We start from the raw sequence: 14,547 nt of genomic DNA, 5'->3' as shown, positions 1-14,547 counted from the left end.
ACAAACGGATCGTATCGAGAGGCCCATTTCCGAATGACTGAAAAAACTGAAATATGAGACACTTTTTTTACCTGATACTTATACTGCTGGTGAGTTGGGGAATGCAAGCCTGTGACACGTCTAAAAAGCAGGTACAAAATACTAAAAAGCAAAAAACAGAAAAGAAAAAGAAAAACGCCTTTGTAACCTTAAACCAGCAAAATGCGGAGGTTTTTTTACGGGAATATGCCAAAGAGCACCCAGAAACCAAGGCGATTATTAAAACCTCCATGGGCAACATTAAAGTCAAGTTGTATGAAGATACACCCTTACACCGGGCTAACTTTATCCGCTTGGCTAAAATGAAATTTTATGACAATACCCTCTTTTACCGGATCATCAAAGGCTTTATGATTCAGGGGGGAGGGTCAGATGATTTATCTCGTGGACCGCTCACCAGAAAAGTTGGTAAATACAAAATTCCGGCAGAAATCAATACTGAAAAGTACTTTCATAAACGAGGAGCGCTAGCCATGTCCAGGGATTATAAGAATAACCCGGAAAAACTCTCGGCCAGTTTTGACTTCTACCTGGTACAAGGCACCCGGTTAAATCCTCAAGAATTACTGGGCTTACAACAGGAAAATAATATCCGGTTTAGCACATCTCAGACACAAGCATACACGACCTTGGGCGGTGCAGCGCACTTAGACGAAGAGCATACCGTGTTTGGCGAAGTCATCGAAGGACTGGAAGTTATCGATAAGATTGCGGCTGTAAAAGTGGGGGAAGGAGACTGGCCGTTGGAAAATGTCATTATCCAAGAGGTAAGAGTACTCAGTGAATAAGGTTCAAAAGCTTTTTGAACCGAACTGATCAAAGCCCAAAAAATCCCGTCCGGCAGGATCCTTCCGGACGGGATTTTTCTTACTGAACTTTTTCCAACACCAGGGCGGTACGGTTCGTCAAGTACAAACTTAATTGGCCCGATTTATCAGTGGAGTAAATCATAGAGGCATCGACTCGGCCATGGCCTCCGTATTGCTTATCATCGGAATTAAACACAATACGATACCCTCCCGAAAGGTCTTTCGGCAAAGTGAATTGGTAATTTTCTATACTATTGATGGGGTGGAAATTGAATAGAAAAATCAAATGGTCTCTTTTGAAAATAATCACTTTATTCACTTCATCCATATTCAAGGAATCTTCTTGAACAGCCGACAACACATGATGGTTTTTAACCATTGCAATCATATCTTTATCAAACTCTTGCAAAAACTGATATTTTAGCATTGCATTGTCTACCAAAGACCATTGTCTACGGGCGTGTTTAAAACTCCAATTATTTCCTTCCCTGGGAAAGTCCACCCATTCGGGATGCCCGAATTCGTTCCCCATAAAATTCAAGTATCCTTCCCCCCCTAAAGCAATGGTAAACAAACGGATCATTTTATGAAGCGCTATACCTCTATCGATAATCAAATGTTCATCGTCTTTCTGCATATGCCAATACATCCATTTATCCATCAGCCAAAAGGCAATGGTTTTATCCCCTACCAACGCTTGATCGTGCGATTCGCAATAGGCAATGGTCTTTTCATTATGCCTCCGGTTGGTCATTACACTCCAAAAGTCCCAAATATTCCAATCTTCATCCCTTTGCTCCTTGAGTACTTTGATCCAAAAATCAGGAATTCCCATGGCCAGGCGGTAATCAAAACCAACTCCCCCCTCCTCTACCGGACGGCATAATCCTGGCATTCCGCTCACATCCTCGGCAATGGAAATGGCTCCCGGTTTTATTTCATGCGCCAGATTATTCGCCAAACTTAAATAGGTCACCGCTTCCCGGTCTACTTTATCATTGTAATAATCGTCATAACTATTGAAAGCAATATTGCCATGATGCTCGTATAGCATGGAGGTGACCCCGTCAAAACGGAAGCCGTCAAAATGAAATTCCTCCAACCAATACCGAACATTGGATAACAAGAACTGCATCACTTCCCATTTCCCATAGTTGAACAACTTGGAGTCCCAACCTGAATGATAGCCTTTACCCCCCGCATGAAAATACTGATAGTCAGAACCATCAAATTCGTTAAGCCCTTCATGAATATTTTTCACCGCATGAGAATGCACCAAATCCATTACCACGGCAATGCCCATTTGATGGGCGGTTTTGATCAAATCTTTTAACTCTTCCGGAGTACCAAAACGGGAACAAGGGGCAAAAAAGTTGGAGACATGATACCCGAAAGAGCCATAATACGGATGCTCTTGAACCGCCATCATCTGAATGGTATTATATCCCAATTTTTTAATTCTGGGAAGTACCAAATTTTTAAATTCGGTATAGGTTCCGACCCCCTCCCTTTCGGTGGCCATTCCGACATGACATTCGTAAATAACCGGTTCTTTGATATCCCGGATTTTAAAATCCTCATTTCCCCACTCAAATGGCCGGTCCGGAGCCCAATGTTGTCCACAGAAATCTTTGGAATCTTCATCCTGAACAACCCTGCGGATATATGCGGGAATCCGTTCTTGTTGTCCATGGACGGAATGTACCAATACTTTGAGTTTGCTTGCGTGTACAAACAGCGTCTGATACTGCTTGTCAGGCAGAAATATTTCCCAAACACCCTGCGAATCACGGCTCAGTGGGTGGGAAGAGCGGTTCCACATATTAAAATCCCCGATCAAAAACAGCTGATGTGCCTGAGGGGCCCACTCCCGGTAATGCCAGCCTTGCTTCTCAGTATCATAGGTAAAACCTAAATAATGATGGGCCGAGGCAAATTCTTTCAAACTGCCAAAGGTCTTGTTTAGCTGCTGCAGCAGTTCTTGATACCGCTGGTAACGAGCTTCGATTTCCCCTTCATGAGGTTCAAGCCAAGGGTCATCTTGAATGAGTTGAAGTCGGTTTTTAGACATAGAGTAAGCGTATAGGTTTTTAAGATTTGATTTTAGGGGTTTGGTGTTGAGTCCGGATTATCCTTGGTTGTGTATTTTAGAAAAAAGTTTTGTTTTTCCCGTAACGTTCTCTGGTAATTTTCCTTCCGTTCCCTGCGAATAGCCCTTCCCCGTCCTGCTTCTTCTAAGTTAAAAATTTCTGAACAGCAAACCAGTACCCCAGTCGAATTTCCAGGCAATACTATAGAATTCGGGGGAATGAGTTATCTTTGCGGCATGAAATCTATAGTAGCACCTTCAATACTGGCTGCGGACTTTAATAACCTGCAGCGTGATATAGAAATGGTGAATGAGAGCGAGGCGGATCTTATTCACTTTGATGTAATGGACGGGACTTTTGTACCCAACATTTCATTTGGCATCCCGGTGTTGGAAGCGGTCAATAAAATCGCAAAAAAACCGATTGATGTTCACTTGATGATCGTCAATCCGGAACAACATCTGGAAGCTTTCAAAAATGCCGGAGCGGATTACATTTCGGTGCATTACGAAACTTGCCCTCACTTGCACCGTACGGTTTACCAAATCAAAGAGTTAGGTTGTAAGGCAGGGGTAGTTCTCAACCCCCACACTCCCGTATCGTTGCTCGAAGGCGTGATTACCGATGTGGATTTTGTTTTGCTCATGTCTGTCAATCCCGGTTTCGGAGGACAAAAATTCATCCCTCACACCTATCAAAAAGTGAAGGACTTGAAAAAAATGATCCGGGAAAGCGGTTCGAAAGCCTTAATTGAAATTGACGGAGGCGTGGATGCTTCGAATGCGAAGGCCTTGGTAGAGGCCGGAGCAGATATGTTGGTCGCGGGAAGTTATGTATTCAAACACCCACAACCCAAAGAAGCCATTTCTTCCATCAAACATTTGTCTTAAAACAACATCATAACCTAAAAGAGAAGCCGGAGGACATGAAAACGTCCTCCGGCTTTTTATCTATTTACAAACACCCCAGCCTATTCCAATAAGGCTTTCATCTCATTTCCCAAGCCCGCATCAAAGGGATGCGCACCGGTAAGGAGCAAGGAATGCTAATTCGAACAGAAGCTTTCCGTAAATTAATCGGCATTGCTGCCAATATCTCCTTGAGCAACAATCGTACTTAATTGGCTTGCACTTAAATGCACGTTGATATAGCCGTTATAAGTAATTAATTGGTCATAGGTAATATCCGTTGCATCGTCTTTTTCTGTAACCAAGGTAATACTTTTCCCCGTATCGCCATTCACATTGGTCAGTGAGACAGCAATCGGTCCTGTGGTAGCCGCATCATTGTCATGAATATGCATAGGATGAGAAGCTCCACCTGAAGTTCCGGTGAGTTCAACAGTAATGATGGTATAACCATCGTTCCGCTTGGCAAAAGTAGCCGTACCGCTCACCCCGGAGCCTCCGACTTCTAGCAAATCATACGTTTCGGTACTTCCTTCCAGACGGTTGCCTTCCAAAATATCCCCTTGGGCGACAATCGTACCTAAATCCATATCGCTCAGGTGCACATTTACATAGCCATTGTAAACAACTACTTCCTCATAGGTAACCGGGTCACCGGCATCGGTTTCCCGGATGGTCGTTTTACTTAATCCGGTATCACCGTCAATGGCATTCAAAGAAATTACAATACCGCCTCCTTCCGCTGCAGAATTCATATGTATATGTGCGGGATGTGAGCCTCCGGGAGGGGTATTTTGCAATTCAATGGTAAGCAGGGTCAAGCCGTTTTTGCGTTTGGCAAAGGTAGCCGTACCGCTAATATCCGCTACATCTTTTTCATCCAAATCAATTTCCAGTGTTTCCCCGGTAAGTTCATTGCCTCCTATATCCCCTTGAGCAATCAAGATATCCAAATCAGAGGCACTTAAATGCACATTCACATAACCGTCAAAGTTAATCAGTTCATTATAGTTAATTGCCGTACCGTTATCCATCTCATTGACCTCGGTAACGCTACTGCCGGTCGCCCCGTCTACATTGGTCAATGAAATGGCGATTGTTCCACTTTCTGCTGCCGAATTGAAATGGATATGTGAAGGATGCGAGCCTCCGGAAGTCGTATTATTAAGGTTAATGGTCACCCGAATGTTTCCGTTATCCAACTCTTCAAACTTCACCGTCCCGGTAATTCCCGGGTTCGATACCGCCCCTAGTTGATAGGTTTCGCTATTTCCTGTAGGCTGAGGGGTACCGGGTCCGTCATCGTCATCATCATCGCAACTGATACACATCATTAAAGTAAAACTTAATACCACAGCTAACCAATGGTTTAAGGTCCGGATTTTTTTCATTTTTCTCATAACAAAAACAGTTTTTTCAATTAAAAAAAGAATGTTCAATGGAGATGTTTGGGGCAATCGCGGAATGTCAGGAAAACAAAGTAGGATTTACTCAGTATGTACTCCTAAAAGGAAAGGAGTACCCAGTTATAACCTTCCTTGAGACTTGCCCGTGAGGTTAAAAGGGAAATGCAATTATTAGCAAAAAATAAAGGGATGGGTAGTTTGTGAATATGCTGTGTTATGAAAAATGAAATTACGGATTTATTCGAAAAATATAAAGGATTAGGGCAGTTCTTTCTGTTCTGAAATTACAAATGAACTTTATAACACAATCTTACTCGAATCATTCGCATTTTATATACCTTTACAAGTAAATCATCATTACCCATGATACGGAATAAAAAATCTGCCTTTTGTAAAAAAGAGCTAGCATTAGCAAATTTTGCCAAAGCTATTTCCCACCCGGCCCGCATTGCTATTTTACAAACCTTAGCGGAAAAGAAATCCTGTATTTGCGGTGAAATCGTGGAGGCGCTCCCGTTAGCCCAATCCACCGTTTCCCAACACCTCAAAGAGTTGAAAAATGCCGGTCTCATCAAAGGAACTATTCAAGGCCCTCGCTCCTGTTATTGTATCGATTGGGAAGCTTTTAATGAGGCCCAATACGGTTTGGACACGTTTCTTCAGAGATTGAACACCTTACAATCCCAAAAAGAGGAATCTTGTTGTTAAAAAAAGATCATTCTATTTTGCCTAAAAAGTATTAGTTGCCTTGGGCACTTTTCCGTTTTTTCCCAATTCTGTTCATCCCTTCTACTTTTTCAATGTATGCTAATGCCTGTGGGACTTTACAAGCAGTCTCTCCCATATTCACGTGTACCGCTCCTATTTTTCCCGCTGTCTTTTTGGCCATTTCGGTCAATCCGGACACATAACAGCCCAGAGCAATTACAAAATTATTCATCGTATACCTCACCCGGTTAGGGGCCTGATGGATGTCTTTTTCCACACGCTGCAAAAGCTGTTTCAGAACGGAGAGATTCAAGGTCTCATCCTCTTTTACAGATACAATGCCCGACAAGGTAGCCCAACCGGCCGCAACCACCTGTTCTTTGTCTGCTTTTATCCACTTCAAGGCCAATTCATATCCCCAAGGACTATCTGCTGTTACATTTGCCACGGTATGTTCACTCAACATGTACCAATAAGCCTTATCTACCCAACGTTGCAATTGTTCTTTGCTCATCAGTGAAGGGTCAGCAATCAACCCTGCCAGGTACATAGCATCCGAATTTCCGGTGTTGTATAATTCTTCGGCTAACTGAGAATTCTTTTTCAGTTTCTTTTGCAATTTTCGCAAATCCGCTACTTTCACACCGTAAAAAGGCTCCCGGGCTCCATGCTTTCTAAATACCTTTTTAGTCTGTTCGCTTCCGTATAGGGCAAGCTCTTGGAGGACTTCTTGAGTTGTCATGGTTCGTTGATCTTTTTGCTTAAGATAAGAGTTACCCGAAAAAAGAACAACTTACGCCAGGAAACAGAGGGCGATGACTAGTGAAAAGATGTTTCTTTGTGAAGGAAAAGGCGAATGAGTAAACGGAAAGAAAAATCTGCTTACTCATTTGCCAAACCGGTACTGCGAATCAGGCTAAATGGCAGTTATTATTGTTTTTCTTCAATCCCTAAATCACTCCAACGGTAATAATGAAACACACCACCTTCAGACATAGCCACAAACAACCCTCCTTTGAAGGTTTCATTCAGGGTCAGGCTGGTTACCTCGCTGCCATCACTCTCTTGGGTTGAGACTTTTACTTTTTTCAACAATGGATGATCGTGTGGATTTTGTAAAGTTCCTTCTCTGGGAAATACTTGAAAACTATTGTCCTGTTGATCGGAAACCAGAATATATCCCTTCCCTTCAGCTTGGGTATAAATGGAAATTCCTTCATGGTCATCGGCAAAACCTTCCCTTGCAAAAAGCGCCAATTCCTCATTTCCTTGTTCCGGATCGGCATAGTACTTTCTCACACCGTATCCCTCGTCCGAATAATATACATACCCCAATTCACCGTCCACCGCAATAGCTTCGATTTCCTTTCCGCCTTCAAATGCTCCGAACTTCCTCACCAACTCCCCTGTCACATTACCGTCCGGGTTGGCATAAAGCCGGTACTGCCATAGGTAAGAACCACTAAGTCCTTCTTTTCTGCTGACAATGGCAAACACTGCCCCGTCTGTTGGGCGCTGATACAAAGCCACTCCCATGGGTTTTCGCAGTGAATCTCCTTCAAAAACCGGAATCCCCCCATTATCAATAGAGTCCATGGCTGGTAAGGCGAATACCCTTAGCGCATTTTTCCCTCTTTCCGTCACTACGGCAATGTCCAAAGAAGTGTCTCCTCCGAGGTTAACCCCTTGTGCCACATCCACATTATTTACCCGGGTCAAACCCACTACTGATTTTTCCGCAATCAACTTACCCTCCAGGTCATATACCAAAACAGCCCCGCTATTAGGGGTATCATTGCCTTTATCCGTTCCGATAATCAAACTTTTCGAAGGGTCTTCAGGATGGATCCAAAAGGCAGGATCATCCGTGTCAGTTGCTCCTTTTTCTGTAATCAACACCGGTTCCACCGCAGTGTTTTTTTCTATTGGTTTTTCGCTTTGTTCATTCGTATTTTCTTTTTTGGAAAAACAAGCACAAAGGCTTGTCCCCAAACAAGTCATCAGGATAAATTGCTTAGTATTCATAAATATTTAGTTTTTACACTTTATAAATTATTGATATGACTACGGCCCGTAGCCTCTTTTTTTCCTACCAAGTAAAACCTTCGTTTCGTTCGGAAAGAATACCTCGAGGCCCTTGTACACTCGATATAAAAATTTCTCCACATCAAAGTGCAACCTCCACGCAACTTACCCCTTTACTCCCTTTTTGCATGGAGCAAAAAGGGAGTTGGAGATAAGTACGTACTTAACTGAGAAGTGAATGTTTGAAAGTCGGTTATGTTTATGTATTGTATCCTAGGGGGATTCGTATACAAGGAAAAATTTTCAAAACACAATTAGGTGATTACTTACTCTTAAACAAGTCAAACTTCACTCCTATGTTCATGCGCATATTGTAAAATTCTTCCTGCATAGTGCGGTTATTCACCCCTTGATAATAGCGCAAGGGCTGATTGGTAATGTTCAACACTTCGGCAAAAATGCGCCAGTTAGGCGTCAAGGCATAGGAAGCATTGAAATCCAGGAAGGTTTGTTTATCATAATAACGGTCATCAAAAGAAGAGCCACCCAATTCATCGATGTAATCACTGGCATAATTTAATGACAAGCGCATCACCCATTTTTTATTTTCAAAAGACAGGGAGCCGTTAAACATATGTTTGGCAGTACCGGGCAATGATAATTTACTCTCTTCCCGGCCCTGGATTCCGGAGGTTTTAGAATGCGTATTGGTATAATTCAGATAAATCCCCAATCCCCGTAATGCTCCCGGAAGGAAGTTTAACTGGCGTTGGACGCCCACTTCAAACCCGTAAACATCCACCGACTCTCCGTTGAGAAAGGTGGTATAGTCTACGTTACCGTATTTCGGATGATCAAAATTGTTCATTACCCTTTCGTATACAAAGTCATCAATTTTCTTATAAAAACCTCCGACAGAAACCAATCCAATAGATTGGAAATAATTTTCAGCCATCAAATCCAAATTGGTAGATACGGAAGGTTTCAGGTTGGGATTTCCCTCCACCAATTCTTCATCTTCCGGATTGTATCCTTGGTAGGGCACCAAACGGTAGTAATCCGGCCGGGCTAAAGTTTTGGTAATCGCTGCACGGATCACCGTATTCTCAGAGGCATTGAATTTCAGATGCAAATAAGGCAATACGTTGGTGTAATTGTCTTCCCCCTTGGTCGTACCCACTTTTTCCGACTCTTCGTCAAACGAAAATCCTTTATAATTCAGATCCGTATGCTCCACCCGCAAGCCGGCCAAGACATAAAACTTTTTACCCAGCTGATAATCAGCCATTAAGTACCCGGCATAGATGGATTCTTCCGCCTGGTAGTTTCCATCTATATATTCACCCGGTTTGTCTTCTTTTTCAAAAACCGAAGTATTTCCCAAATCCAACCCACCTAAAAAGCCTTTGTCCACAAAATACCCGGCATTGTATTGATCCCCTACAAGAAAATCGCCTTTGGTCTGGTCTTGATGGGGTACATCATTCAACAACTCACCGAATGTTCCTTCATCCAAAGGGCTGTATTCAAAAAAGTTATTGTCTCTATACTTCTCTTTGGAGCGGTATTTCCCACCAAATTTTACAATTCCTCCTTTTCCCAAAGGCAATCGCAAATCCAAACGGGCATTCAAATCTTCCTCTTCCGTATACCCGTACTGCTCGCTGATTTCATTGATTTCCAAGCTTTGCCATTGGTTTTCTTGTAAGGGAGTAACCAACGGTTTTTTGGGATTGCGTAAATCCATACGCACCGGAAGCCCACCGGAACGGTAACTGATATAGCGCTCGTGAGGTCTTTCTTCAGAGGCTTTGGCATAGTTCAACGCCCAATCTACCTTCAAAATTCCAAACAAATGGTCTCCTCTCAAACTGATATTGGCAATGCGTTGATCTTCCAGACGGCTATTGTTGATCCGGTCATTGCCGCTTCCCCCTTTGGTTTGGCGCCCTATCCGTCCAAGCGTTTCGTATAACCCCGGCTCAATTACCGAAAAGTCACCCTCTTCATACGCTTCGTCCAGTTTTCCCACACGAAAGCGATAGCGGTTTTCCCAGTCATCGCGCCAATTGTACATTCCCGAAAGGTAAAGGGTATGGTTCGGTGAAAATCTATAGTCCAGATTCAACGACATACTTCTCCGCACCCTTTTCACAAAATAGGTTCTCACATCGTACTCTTCAATGATGGCTCCGTGTTCCTCCGTATCCATCCAGGCGGCTTCCATGTTGTCCGAACCAAAATCATGATGATTATATGAAGCGCTCAAAATAGCTCCCAATTTATTGTTGAAAAAGCGGTTACCCAGCACTAATCCACCGGTCCAAATCGGCTTCTCACTAAAAAAACTATACCCGGAACCCAGGGTTCCCGACACGCGGAAGCCTTCCGGAGCTGAGCGCGTCACTAAATTGACCGAACCTCCGATGGCATCGGCATCCATATCGGGAGTCAAAGCTTTGTTGACTTCAATCGTCTGCACCATATCCGCCGGAATCAAATCCAATTGTACTTTCCGGTTGTCGCCTTCGGCAGAAGGCACCCTTTCGCCATTCAAGGTTACAGAGTTTAACTGTGGGGCCAACCCCCGGATGATAAAATCACGGGCTTCCCCTTGATCATTTTGCACGGTAATCCCTGGAATTCTTTTCATGGCATCCCCGATATTGGCATCCGGAAAACGACCGATTTGATCCGCCGAAACGACATTGGTAATATTGGGATTATTCTTTTGCTGGTTCAATGCTTTTGCCTGACCTTTCAAGCGATCTCCCAGGACCAACACTTCCTCCCCCACCATAACGTTAGGCGCAAGTGAAATTGTAAGATCCACCGTATTTCCGGTTTCAATCGTGATATTTTCCGTACCGGATTCGTAACCGATATAGGTAATTTGCAATTGGTATTTTCCCGAAGGAACATTCAATAAAATAAATTTTCCATTCTCATCGGCAATGGTTGCATTCTGTTCCAACTCTACAATTTTGATATGGGCTCCCGGTAAGCTCAAGCCGTTTTCATCCACAACCCGTCCTCGTACGATACCCTGCCCTTCTTCTTCAATACTTTCATCTTTTATGGTTGAAGGCTCTTTGCCCGGTTTTACCAGGATGGTATTGTCAATTTGTTTAAAATTCACCCTGACGGCTTTTGCAATCTCCGTAAGTACATATTTTACGGATTGTTCTTCTACCCGAAGCGATACCCGTTTGCCTACCGGAACCAAATTGCTGTTGTACACAAACTTCAGTCCGGTCCGTTCATCAATTTCCTCAAAAGCCTTTTGTAACGTAGCATTTTGTAGAGAAAGACTGATGAAAATCTTTTCGATATTTTTGGCTTTATCCAATCCTTCAGCCATGGCTTGCCCAATACAAGCATAACTAAGTACAAGAAAGCTTAGAAGTAATGTTCGTTTCATATGGAATTGAAGATTTATTGTTTCAACAAATAAGTTGCTATTCAAATGGTTGACAGTAAATAATCGAATGGTAATCCTTATTCATTTTCAAGACATTCCCGGGAAAGTCACTATCATGATTCGTAAAAAAACTGACGGCTATAAGCATCCCTCTCCGCTCAGTACCACTGAGTCCTGATGCATTTCAAACCGAAGACCGTTCGTATAACTAATAGCTTCTAAAACATGCTGTAAGGAGCGATTATGAAACTCTCCGGATAAACTACAAGCCTTAAGGGATTCGGATTGCAACTCGAAGGTCACCCCGTACCAGCGTTCCAGTTGTTTACACACTTCCGGCAGAGCGGTATTCATAAAGCGAAGTGTTCCTTCCTTCCAGGCACATACCGAAGCCAACTCAAAGGGCTGTACTTGAAACTGTTGGTTTGCTTTGGCAAATACAGCTTGCCGATGGGGTAAAAGCTGCACTTTTTCCCCTTGCACAGCTTCTGTACCTTCCGTGTAAACCTCCACTTTACCGGTAGCTACCGATACTTTTACTTCCGAATCTTCCGGGTAAGCCGCTACATTGAAAGAAGTACCCAAAACGCGTGTCACCAGGTTTCCGGTTCGGATGATAAAGGGTTGGGTAGTGTCCCTGGCGACTTCAAAAAAGGCCTCCCCTTGCAAAAAAACTTCTCTGCTCTTGCCTGTAAAGACTTTGGGAAAACGCAAACGGCTTCCGGCATTCAAATGCACTAGCGTGCCATCGGCCAATTGAATGATTTGACGACTTCCTTCCGGTGAATATTTTTCTACCAATGTTACGAAGGCAGCGGTCTCTTGTATACGATTCCACCAAGTAAGGCTTATGGCCAATCCCAACAGCAGAGCAACCACAGCCGCCACTTTTGTCCAGGCCCAGCGTTTGGAAGTATTCCGGTGTACCTGAAACCCCCGTTGAGGATTTTTATCCAACCTACTTTGCAGGTAGGCTTTCCCGGCAAGTACATCCACCGGAGTTTCGTCTGTAGAATGTCCTACATTCCAGATTTTTTTCAATTGTTCAAACTCACCCGGATGGGTAACAATCCATTGTTCTACTTTTTTTGTTTCCTCTTCTGAAGTTTCCTTTGCCAGGTATTTGGCTAATATGTTCCAATCCGGTTGCCCCATTGCTTTTACGTTGGTGTTTCAATTGGGGAGTTGCTATTTGGGGAAGGCTTTCGAATAAGAGAATATGAAAGGTATATGAACAGTAAGTTTATTATCGGATAGCAATATGAAGTACAGATGAACAAACCGGCAAAAAAACAAACCTTCCAGGTTTTGAAAACCTGGAAGGTTTAAAATTTCACATGTTCTCAAGGTACTTATCATTATCCCACTTGTAAATGAGCATACCAAAGATTGCATAAAAAAAGCCAGGTATATGGACATACCCGGCTTTGGTAAAGTAATGTATTTAGAGTCTACTCATTATTGCAGTCTTTATTATCACAAACAAACTTAAAGACCCCGGAGTAAGCCCCTTTTAAGGTTTTTCCGGATGCTAATTCCAACTCAAATTCAATTATGTATTCGTATTCTGATTGGCCTTTTGAAACTTTTACCGTACCGCCAATTGCCTTATCTCCAGCCTCATCAGATTTAAAATTGTCGGATTCAGAATAGTCAACATCAAAGAAGAAAGACTTATTTTTAATCGTTTCTTTTGTTGCTTTTTCTTTATTTAAGTAGGTAAAAGTACCTGGTTTAAATCCCTCACTACCATTAGAAAACAGCTCAAAATAGACTCTGTAAGTATTGGATTCACTTTGCCAATAATCCTCATAAGGACCTGGCTCACCATTAGTAAGTACAAAATAATAGTTATAATGGTTACTTGACTCATTATCAGACCCTATAGGGTCAAAGCTACCAAAATCAACCAAAATACCATAATCGATTGTCAGCGTTTCATCCCCTATTTGAAACTCATTTTTGATTTTCGGTTCCGGATCATCATCCTTAGAACAAGAAGAAAAAATCAGCGCTAAAAATAAAAATTTAGCAAAAAGCGAAAGGGTTAACGTTTTTTTCATAAAAAAATTAATAAAGTGTGCTTTATACTTAAAACCGTATAAATAGGTAATTCTTTTCCTTGTGGTTTCATACCTTCCGTAGGCTTAAGTACTCTGTTACAAACTGTACAATGTTATTGTACTCCAATAAAACATGTACTTTAGATTCACCGAACACATTTGATGATAAGGCAAAAACAATCAACCTAAAAGGCTTTACAAATCAAGTATTTAAACATTAAAATCCCTTTAATAAGGAAAAGCTATTAAGAACTTTTCTATATTACTATGGAAGTAAGTAAACATAGGTAAACTGAGATTTTGTAATTCTAAGATCGTAGAAACCCTACTCGTCGGTTACCACACCCTCCTTCAACACTTGCTGGGAAAGGATTTTCAATGCCATACCCATTTGATTTTCTACGGTTTTCATGGAGACCTCCATAATTTCGGCTATTTCCCGGTAGGTAAGTTGATCGAGCTTATGCAGTTTAAAAATAGTTTGACAACTGGCAGGCAATGCTTCTATCGCCTGAAAAACGTTTTGGCTAAACTCCTTATAGAGCAAGTGCCCTTCGGGAGTGGGGCTATCGGCCAACAGATCTTGTGTCAGTTCTTCGGTGGTTATGAAATGAGGTTGCTGCCTTCGCAAAGATTGAGCAATCTGATTGCGGACAGCCTTAAACAGATAGGCTTTGATACTGGAATGAATGACTAATTGGGCCCGTCTTTCCCAAAGAGCAATAAAGACATCGGCCACTAATTCTTCTACTTGAGGGGGGTTGGGATGCTGGCGAAACCCAAACCGGCACAAAAGCGGATAGTACTCCTCAAAAAGTTGCTCCAAGGCTTTAAAGTTACCCGCCTTCAACTCTTCAATGACCCTTATATCGTCTTTTGTTTGGATAGGTGTCCGCAATGATCCGTGTACTTTGGTAAGTATATGCCAAAAGTTGTTTATTTCTGCCTTATGCTCAAAGGAAGCGAGTTATCATTGCTTTAATTTATGTTTACCAAACTGTGAAAGAAGAAAATAACACAAAAGAAAAACAGATATAAACTACTCGTATTCAAGCCTTACAGCTTTTCCCTTCGTCTT

Annotated in this window: 11 protein-coding genes; 3 read left to right on the top strand and 8 right to left on the bottom strand. The window is 42.4% G+C overall.

Annotated elements, in window-relative coordinates; genetic code table 11:
- The first annotated feature begins 53 nt into the window (after positions 1–53).
- Positions 54–827, top strand: coding sequence for a peptidylprolyl isomerase (locus AAG747_RS15655; RefSeq protein ID WP_346822135.1), 774 nt, complete (start codon positions 54–56; stop codon positions 825–827).
- 79 nt (positions 828–906) lie between these two features.
- Here AAG747_RS15655 and AAG747_RS15650 read toward each other — a convergent pair whose 3' ends face one another.
- A complete protein-coding gene (locus tag AAG747_RS15650; protein ID WP_346822134.1) occupies positions 907–2,919 on the bottom strand; it encodes an alpha amylase C-terminal domain-containing protein in 2,013 nt (670 codons plus the stop codon).
- A 255-nt stretch (positions 2,920–3,174) separates the two neighbouring features.
- On the opposite strand from AAG747_RS15650, the gene rpe reads away from it, so the two are divergent.
- Positions 3,175–3,828 carry a ribulose-phosphate 3-epimerase gene (gene rpe, locus AAG747_RS15645; RefSeq protein ID WP_346822133.1) on the top strand — a complete coding sequence of 218 codons (654 nt, stop codon included), beginning with the start codon at positions 3,175–3,177 and terminating at the stop codon, positions 3,826–3,828.
- 182 nt (positions 3,829–4,010) lie between these two features.
- Here the strand turns inward: rpe and AAG747_RS15640 are convergent, their stop codons facing one another.
- Positions 4,011–5,246, bottom strand: a complete 1,236-nt coding sequence (locus AAG747_RS15640; protein ID WP_346822132.1) for a CHRD domain-containing protein — start codon at positions 5,244–5,246, stop codon at positions 4,011–4,013.
- A 369-nt stretch (positions 5,247–5,615) separates the two neighbouring features.
- Between AAG747_RS15640 and AAG747_RS15635 the strand changes: the two genes are divergently transcribed.
- Positions 5,616–5,960 carry an ArsR/SmtB family transcription factor gene (locus AAG747_RS15635; RefSeq protein ID WP_346822131.1) on the top strand — a complete coding sequence of 115 codons (345 nt, stop codon included), beginning with the start codon at positions 5,616–5,618 and terminating at the stop codon, positions 5,958–5,960.
- A 31-nt stretch (positions 5,961–5,991) separates the two neighbouring features.
- On the opposite strand, the gene AAG747_RS15630 is transcribed toward AAG747_RS15635, so the two are convergent.
- From AAG747_RS15630 to AAG747_RS15605, 6 genes are all read right to left on the bottom strand, one after another.
- Positions 5,992–6,702: a DNA alkylation repair protein gene (locus AAG747_RS15630; RefSeq protein ID WP_346822130.1), complete on the bottom strand. Its 711-nt coding sequence runs from the start codon at positions 6,700–6,702 to the stop codon at positions 5,992–5,994.
- A 188-nt stretch (positions 6,703–6,890) separates the two neighbouring features.
- The gene (locus AAG747_RS15625) at positions 6,891–7,985 is read right to left on the bottom strand and encodes a phytase (protein ID WP_346822129.1); all 1,095 of its coding nucleotides are present in this window, start codon (positions 7,983–7,985) and stop codon (positions 6,891–6,893) included.
- 322 nt (positions 7,986–8,307) lie between these two features.
- Positions 8,308–11,406, bottom strand: a complete 3,099-nt coding sequence (locus tag AAG747_RS15620) for a TonB-dependent receptor (protein ID WP_346822128.1) — start codon at positions 11,404–11,406, stop codon at positions 8,308–8,310.
- A gap of 138 nt (positions 11,407–11,544) precedes the next feature.
- Positions 11,545–12,561, bottom strand: coding sequence for a FecR family protein (locus AAG747_RS15615; protein WP_346822127.1), 1,017 nt, complete (start codon positions 12,559–12,561; stop codon positions 11,545–11,547).
- A 296-nt stretch (positions 12,562–12,857) separates the two neighbouring features.
- Positions 12,858–13,469, bottom strand: a complete 612-nt coding sequence (locus tag AAG747_RS15610; protein ID WP_346822126.1) for a hypothetical protein — start codon at positions 13,467–13,469, stop codon at positions 12,858–12,860.
- Between the two features lie 325 nt (positions 13,470–13,794).
- Positions 13,795–14,367, bottom strand: a complete 573-nt coding sequence (locus tag AAG747_RS15605) for an RNA polymerase sigma factor (protein ID WP_346822125.1) — start codon at positions 14,365–14,367, stop codon at positions 13,795–13,797.
- Positions 14,368–14,547: the final 180 nt, after the last annotated feature.

It is taken from the genome of Rapidithrix thailandica, from assembly GCF_039710355.1.
Taxonomy (GTDB): Bacteria; Bacteroidota; Bacteroidia; order Cytophagales; family Flammeovirgaceae; genus Rapidithrix; species Rapidithrix thailandica.
This window is presented reverse-complemented; position numbering and strand designations above follow the sequence as displayed.

Coding starts and splice junctions, on each gene's coding strand:
- AAG747_RS15650 (WP_346822134.1), bottom strand. CDS start 2,919: ATGTCTAAAAACCGACTTCAACTCATTCAAGATGACCCTTGGCTTGAA.
- AAG747_RS15610 (WP_346822126.1), bottom strand. CDS start 13,469: ATGAAAAAAACGTTAACCCTTTCGCTTTTTGCTAAATTTTTATTTTTA.
- AAG747_RS15655 (WP_346822135.1), top strand. CDS start 54: ATGAGACACTTTTTTTACCTGATACTTATACTGCTGGTGAGTTGGGGA.
- AAG747_RS15640 (WP_346822132.1), bottom strand. CDS start 5,246: ATGAGAAAAATGAAAAAAATCCGGACCTTAAACCATTGGTTAGCTGTG.
- AAG747_RS15620 (WP_346822128.1), bottom strand. CDS start 11,406: ATGAAACGAACATTACTTCTAAGCTTTCTTGTACTTAGTTATGCTTGT.
- AAG747_RS15615 (WP_346822127.1), bottom strand. CDS start 12,561: ATGGGGCAACCGGATTGGAACATATTAGCCAAATACCTGGCAAAGGAA.
- AAG747_RS15625 (WP_346822129.1), bottom strand. CDS start 7,985: ATGAATACTAAGCAATTTATCCTGATGACTTGTTTGGGGACAAGCCTT.
- AAG747_RS15635 (WP_346822131.1), top strand. CDS start 5,616: ATGATACGGAATAAAAAATCTGCCTTTTGTAAAAAAGAGCTAGCATTA.
- AAG747_RS15630 (WP_346822130.1), bottom strand. CDS start 6,702: ATGACAACTCAAGAAGTCCTCCAAGAGCTTGCCCTATACGGAAGCGAA.
- rpe (WP_346822133.1), top strand. CDS start 3,175: ATGAAATCTATAGTAGCACCTTCAATACTGGCTGCGGACTTTAATAAC.